Below are 5790 nucleotides of genomic sequence, written 5' to 3' on the forward strand. Positions count from 1 at the left end.
CCGTCCGCCGCTAACTTCATAAGAGCAAGCTCTTAATCCATTCGCTCGACTTGCATGTATTAGGCACGCCGCCAGCGTTCATCCTGAGCCAGGATCAAACTCTCCAATAAAGTTAGTTTGTCTAGCATCTAAAATAAAAATTGACGTTTCACGTTGTTTGTTTCGTTCAGTTTTCAAAGAACTACTTGGCCGCTCATTTGCGACTTCCTTATGTTAACATTTTCATCTTTCAATGTCAACTAAGTTTTTTATTTCGTTTGTCGCTTTCGACGTTGTTGTCATCGGCGACTTGTTCTATATTACACCTCTAAGTAGCAATCGTCAATACCTTTTTATAAAGATATTTAATTACATGCTTTTATGCTCTTTTAGCTAGATACATCCCCGCAAAAATTCATTATCGGAAACTACCTTCTGCTTCTCATTAGTTCATTCTTGCAACACATATTCAATTTAATTTACGTGGACATTTCCCTCCAACAAAACTATTAACCTTATTTTAACAAATAATATTATATAATTAGGGGGTTGTTGTACTATCAATGAACTCTATTAGAAGCAGGTGAAGATATGAAAGATATACGTATCCTTATAGCAGACGATGATAAAGAAATCCGAAATTTATTAAAAATATATTTGGAACGAGAATTATATATGGTAGATACTGCGATTAATGGCGATGAAGCCTTACAATTATTTAATCAAAACAACTATAACCTCGTTATACTAGACCTTATGATGCCGAAAGTAGATGGTATTGAAGTATGTAGAAAGCTTAGAGATAAAACGAACGTACCGATATTAATGCTAACCGCTAAAGATCATGAAGTTGATAAAATTTTAGGTTTAAGCATTGGTGCTGATGATTACATTACAAAGCCTTTCAGTATTCATGAAGTCATTGCACGTGTAAAAGCTCTTATGCGGCGTTTTTTAGTTCTTGGAAGTGACGCTAATATACAAAAGAAAACAACTCTAACTTTTAAAGGCCTATTGATTGATTTAAATACATATACAGTTCATACAAACAAAGAAGAAATTAACTTAACCGGAAAAGAACTGGAACTATTAAAATTCTTCACTTCAAATCCAGGACAAGTATTTACAAAAACACAGCTCTTCCGAAATGTGTGGGACGATAATTATATAGAAGATGACAATACCGTTATGGTACATATTCGAAAACTTAGAAAGAAAATAGAAGTCGATCCTTCCAACCCAAAATTCATTCAGACTGTATGGGGAATTGGTTATAAGTTTGTAGGTGAACAGCTTGAAGACTGATAAAACCCTTTTCCTTATTTCATTACAACTTATCATTTGCGGGCTTTTAAATATACAAATGGACCCAAGGGTAAAAATATCTTTATTTATTACCCTTATCTTAATTACAATGTATCTCTTCTTTTCAAGAATACAATTCATTCAGCACCGCAAATCAATAGATACTAAATTAAGTCGTGTACTAAAAGGTAATTTACAAGCAAGATTATTTACAAGCAATGATCGTTCATTACATAATATCGTTTTTTCAATAAACGAACTAATAGCTGAATTAGAAAAGGTTCGGATTGAAGCAAAGAGGTCTGAGGAATCTAGAAAAAAACTTCTGTCTAGTATCTCGCACGATATACGAACACCACTTACCTCCATTATTGGCTATATTGATGCCTTAAAAGATGAGGTTGCTGCTTCTGAAATAGAAAAGCAAGAATATCTTAAAATACTTTATATGAAATCAAATAACTTGAAGCACCTAGTTGATGAGATATTCAATATGGCGAAGCTAGATGCTAACGAATTTCCACTAAAAGAAGAAGAACTCGACTTTTCTGAAGTTACTAGAGAAGTTTTGATTGAATTTTTACCTGAGCTCTCAAAACATAATATTGAACTACAAATTCTCATACCAGAATCTACTTTTCCTATCATGGCAGATCAACTTAGCCTTATACGAATTATAGGTAATTTAATGAAAAATGCTATTTATTACGGAAAGGATGGGAAAACAGTAGGAGTCGAACTATTAGAAACCGATACAGAATATGAACTTCTTATTTGGGACAAAGGCCCTGGTATTCCAAAACATGATTTGCAAAACATATTTGAGCGAATGTACCGAAGCGAACAATCAAGAAACTCCTCTTTTGGTGGTAGCGGTCTCGGACTTTCTATTTCTAAAGCGCTCGTTGAAAAGAATGGCGGGCATATATGGGTTGAAAGTAATCCATGGGAAAGAACCACTTTTGGATTTTCCATTCCAAAACACAATACTTTTAAGAAATAGTTAAGAAATGATTAATATGCAGTTAAACCTTCCTGCTTATCATGTAAGTAAGAACTTATAGAAAGTAGGTGTCTCCTATAAATACAATTATAAAAACAACTAATCTTACTAAAGTATATGGCAATCAAAAATCCGTAGATAATCTAAATATTAACGTTCAACAGGGAGAGATTTATGGATTCATAGGTCGTAACGGTGCTGGTAAAACAACAACCATTCGTATGCTACTCGGTCTTATAAAGCCTACAAGTGGAACTATCGAAATATTCGGAGAGGACTTATTTCAAAATCAAAAAGATATTTTAAGTAGAATTGGTTCTATCGTTGAAGTTCCAGGGTTTTATGAAAACTTAACTGCAAAAGAAAACTTATTAATTAACGCAAAGATAATTGGGGTTCACAAAAAGAATGCTATTGAAGAAGCGTTAGAAATAGTAGGCTTGCAACATGAAACAAAAAAGTTAGTGGGAAAGTATTCTTTAGGCATGAAGCAGCGTTTAGGAATTGCACGCGCCCTTCTCCATTATCCCGAACTACTTATATTAGATGAACCAACTAACGGACTAGACCCCATCGGGATTAAAGAAATGCGAAAACTTATTCATTCTTTAGCTCAAGAAAGGAATATAACGATACTCATTTCTAGTCACATATTAGCCGAGGTAGAACAGTTAGTTGATCGTATCGGAATTATTCACGAAGGAAAGTTACTAGAAGAAGTTTCTCTTGATACGCTACGCAAAGCAAACCGTAAATACATAGAATTTCAGGTGAATAATGACAGTAAGGCTACGATGTTATTAGAAAATCAATTTCAAATTTTCGATTATGAGGTACATGATGAAGGGAATATTCGCATTTACTCTCATTTCGGGCAACAAGGATACATCAACAGAACGTTTGTTCTAAATGATATTGAAGTATTAAAAATGATGATGAGCGAAGACAGATTAGAAGATTATTTCACCAAACTAGTTGGAGGTGGAACAATTGGTTAACCTACTCTATACAGAACTATTAAAACTAAAACGCTCTAATATGTTTTTAATTAGTATTATTGGGGCTGGTGTCGCACCTTTCTTAGTCGTAGTAGCTTCTTATATACATATAAAAACCAAACAGCCAACTCCGACTATTTGGTTCCATCAATTATTCACTGAAGTTAACTTATACACTACTTTAGTTATAGGGTTCCCCTTATATGGAGTAGTAGTTGCTTATCTGTTTACCCGTGAATATGCAGAAGACACATTAAAAAATTTACTAACTATCCCCGTGTCACGTATTAGTTTTATTATAAGTAAGTTCATCATTCTTTTCCTTTGGATCATGATGCTAACTTTAGTTGCTTGGTCGCTTACTTTAATATTAGGGCTATTGGGGAACTTCCCTGGTTTTAACACTGCTTTACTTTTAGGTTCTTTCCTAAAATTTTTAACCTGTGGTGGACTTCTTTTTCTATTGTCTTCACCTATTGTTCTATTAACTCTTGTAATGAAGAGCTATGTACCGCCTATTATATTAACAGTCATTATTACAATGACTAATCTTATGCTCGTAAATTCCAAACATAAAGATTTATTTCCCTGGATCGCCACTTTAGATATCGCAAATAATGAATTACAACCCACATATCCACCAGAGTATTCTTATATGATCATTGCAGCAACAACGATTTTCGGATTTATCGCAACACTATTCTATTTTAAGAGAGTAGACATTCATTAATTTTTAGGAGTGAAACATGAGCGATATCATTATTGCCTTCATACTCGGTATCGTAGAGGGGTTAGCTGAATTTTTACCTATCTCTTCTACCGGCCACCTTATATTAGTCGGGCATTTATTAGGCTTTGAAGGAGAAAGAGCGAAAACATTTGAAATTGTTATTCAACTAGGCGCAATTTTAGCTATTGCAATTTTATATCATAAACGTCTCGTATCTTTATGTAATATTAAGCCTCTTCTACGGAAGGAGAATAAATTCAACGCGTTCCATGTATTTCTTGGCGTATTTCCGGCAGTAGTTGCTGGTTTACTACTACATGATGTTATTAAAACTTACTTATTTCAGCCATATACTGTTGTGATTGGACTTGTAGCAGGGGCAATTCTTATGATCTTTGCAGAAGTAAAAAAGCAAGAGGCAACCGCCTGCTCACTGGACGATTTAACATACCATCAAGCATTAACAATTGGATTATTTCAATGTTTAGCAGTATACCCTGGCTTTTCTAGAGCAGGATCTACTATCTCTGGAGGTCTATTAGCAAAAGTAAATTATAAGACTGCATCAGAGTTCTCGTTTCTAATAGCTCTTCCTGTAATGGTTGGGGCTACAGGCTTAGACTTACTAAAAAGCTGGAAGTATTTAAGTGTCGATGACATCCCTATGTTTGCAGTAGGGTTCATTACCTCTTTTATAGTAGCAATGCTAGCAGTAGTAACTTTTCTGAAGCTTTTAGAGAAGATAGGTTTAAAACCTTTTGCATACTATCGCATTTTGTTAGCTGTCTTATTTACACTTTTCGTATTGCTATAGATTCATATAAGTCACATATTATTAAACCGATATTCAAGTTGAAATATCGGTTTTTTATCCATTTCACCTCTGTCTTACTTGAATATAGCATAGTGGCAATCCCTCTGAATATCCTTCAAGCACTTTTAGCCTTTACCGTACGGCACAATTTAAAAATTAAACATCCCTCCATTAATCTAGATGTCTACTGGACAATGCTGTATAGGGATCGTATATTTTTATAAACCATATTCATTCCAAACATACTATCTTTCTTAATTCGCGACACACAGATACAAGTTTCAAATGCGTACAAAGACACAGCATATAAAGACCTTCCCCAAGAATTATAAAGAGGCTAAACTATTTATTAAAGTGAGGTAACTAGGATACTTATTGGGGAAACCGTAAAAAACTAGGATTTGTTACAGCTTGGCAATTTAGTGATTCTCCTCATTATCTTGCACGGTTAGTAATTGATGAGTTAAAAAACGCAATATGCCCCAGTCACATTTATTATGAATTAGAAACTAAACCAATATCGCCAAATAACGATTATAGTTTTATATTCAATGCGTATGATGAACCTACATCCATCATTAAGACATCAGAATACAACGTTCGTCTATAATTGAAACAGTATAATATTGTTTACTAAACACGAAAAAACACAAGTCAAAAGACTTGTGTTTTTAGTTGCTTGGCGACGTCCTACTCTCACAGGGACAAGGTCCCAACTACCATCGGCGCTAGAGAGCTTAACTTCCGTGTTCGGTATGGGAACGGGTGTGACCTCTCTGCCATCATCACCAAACTATTGAAGGCATATTCCTTCAAAACTAGATAACATTGCTACATATTATATGGTTAAGTCCTCGATCTATTAGTATTCGTCAGCTCCACATGTCACCATGCTTCCACCTCGAACCTATCAACCTGATCATCTTTCAGGGATCTTACTAGCTTACGCTATGGGAAATCT

Annotated in this window: 5 protein-coding genes and 3 rRNA genes; 5 read left to right on the plus strand and 3 right to left on the minus strand. The window is 34.5% G+C overall.

Going from position 1 to position 5790, the window contains the following annotated elements; translation table 11 throughout:
• A 16S ribosomal RNA gene (locus PQF83_RS28280) occupies positions 1 to 110 on the minus strand; the annotation flags it as partial.
• 460 nt (positions 111 to 570) lie between these two features.
• On the opposite strand from PQF83_RS28280, the gene PQF83_RS28285 reads away from it, so the two are divergent.
• The 5 genes from PQF83_RS28285 to uppP all read left to right on the plus strand — a co-directional run bounded on the left by PQF83_RS28285 (position 571) and on the right by uppP (position 4829).
• Positions 571 to 1284 carry a response regulator transcription factor gene (locus PQF83_RS28285; protein ID WP_000651988.1) on the plus strand — a complete coding sequence of 238 codons (714 nt, stop codon included), beginning with the start codon at positions 571 to 573 and terminating at the stop codon, positions 1282 to 1284.
• Positions 1274 to 2287, plus strand: coding sequence for a sensor histidine kinase (locus tag PQF83_RS28290; RefSeq protein WP_000845341.1), 1014 nt, complete (start codon positions 1274 to 1276; stop codon positions 2285 to 2287). Before PQF83_RS28285 ends, PQF83_RS28290 begins: the two co-directional genes overlap by 11 nt.
• Before the next feature lie 68 nt (positions 2288 to 2355).
• Positions 2356 to 3285 carry an ABC transporter ATP-binding protein gene (locus PQF83_RS28295; RefSeq protein WP_000074574.1) on the plus strand — a complete coding sequence of 310 codons (930 nt, stop codon included), beginning with the start codon at positions 2356 to 2358 and terminating at the stop codon, positions 3283 to 3285.
• Positions 3278 to 4015, plus strand: coding sequence for an ABC transporter permease (locus tag PQF83_RS28300; RefSeq protein WP_000247724.1), 738 nt, complete (start codon positions 3278 to 3280; stop codon positions 4013 to 4015). The genes PQF83_RS28295 and PQF83_RS28300 overlap by 8 nt, the downstream gene beginning before the upstream one ends.
• 16 nt (positions 4016 to 4031) lie before the next feature.
• Positions 4032 to 4829 (plus strand): undecaprenyl-diphosphate phosphatase UppP, encoded by a 798-nt coding sequence (uppP, locus tag PQF83_RS28305; protein WP_001279966.1) that lies wholly within the window; start codon positions 4032 to 4034, stop codon positions 4827 to 4829.
• 677 nt (positions 4830 to 5506) lie between these two features.
• Here uppP and rrf read toward each other — a convergent pair.
• Together rrf and PQF83_RS28320 are read right to left on the minus strand one after the other, a co-directional pair.
• A 5S ribosomal RNA gene (rrf, locus tag PQF83_RS28315) occupies positions 5507 to 5622 on the minus strand.
• 49 nt (positions 5623 to 5671) lie between these two features.
• Positions 5672 to 5790, minus strand: a 23S ribosomal RNA gene (locus PQF83_RS28320); the annotation flags it as partial.

It is taken from the genome of Bacillus sp. FF-1 (assembly GCF_028548245.1).
In the GTDB taxonomy this organism is placed as follows: Bacteria; Bacillota; Bacilli; order Bacillales; family Bacillaceae_G; genus Bacillus_A; species Bacillus_A paranthracis.

Bases quoted from the DNA above. Each gene is read 5' to 3' on its own strand.
- uppP (WP_001279966.1), top strand. From the start codon at position 4,032: ATGAGCGATATCATTATTGCCTTCATACTCGGTATCGTAGAGGGGTTA.
- PQF83_RS28285 (WP_000651988.1), top strand. From the start codon at position 571: ATGAAAGATATACGTATCCTTATAGCAGACGATGATAAAGAAATCCGA.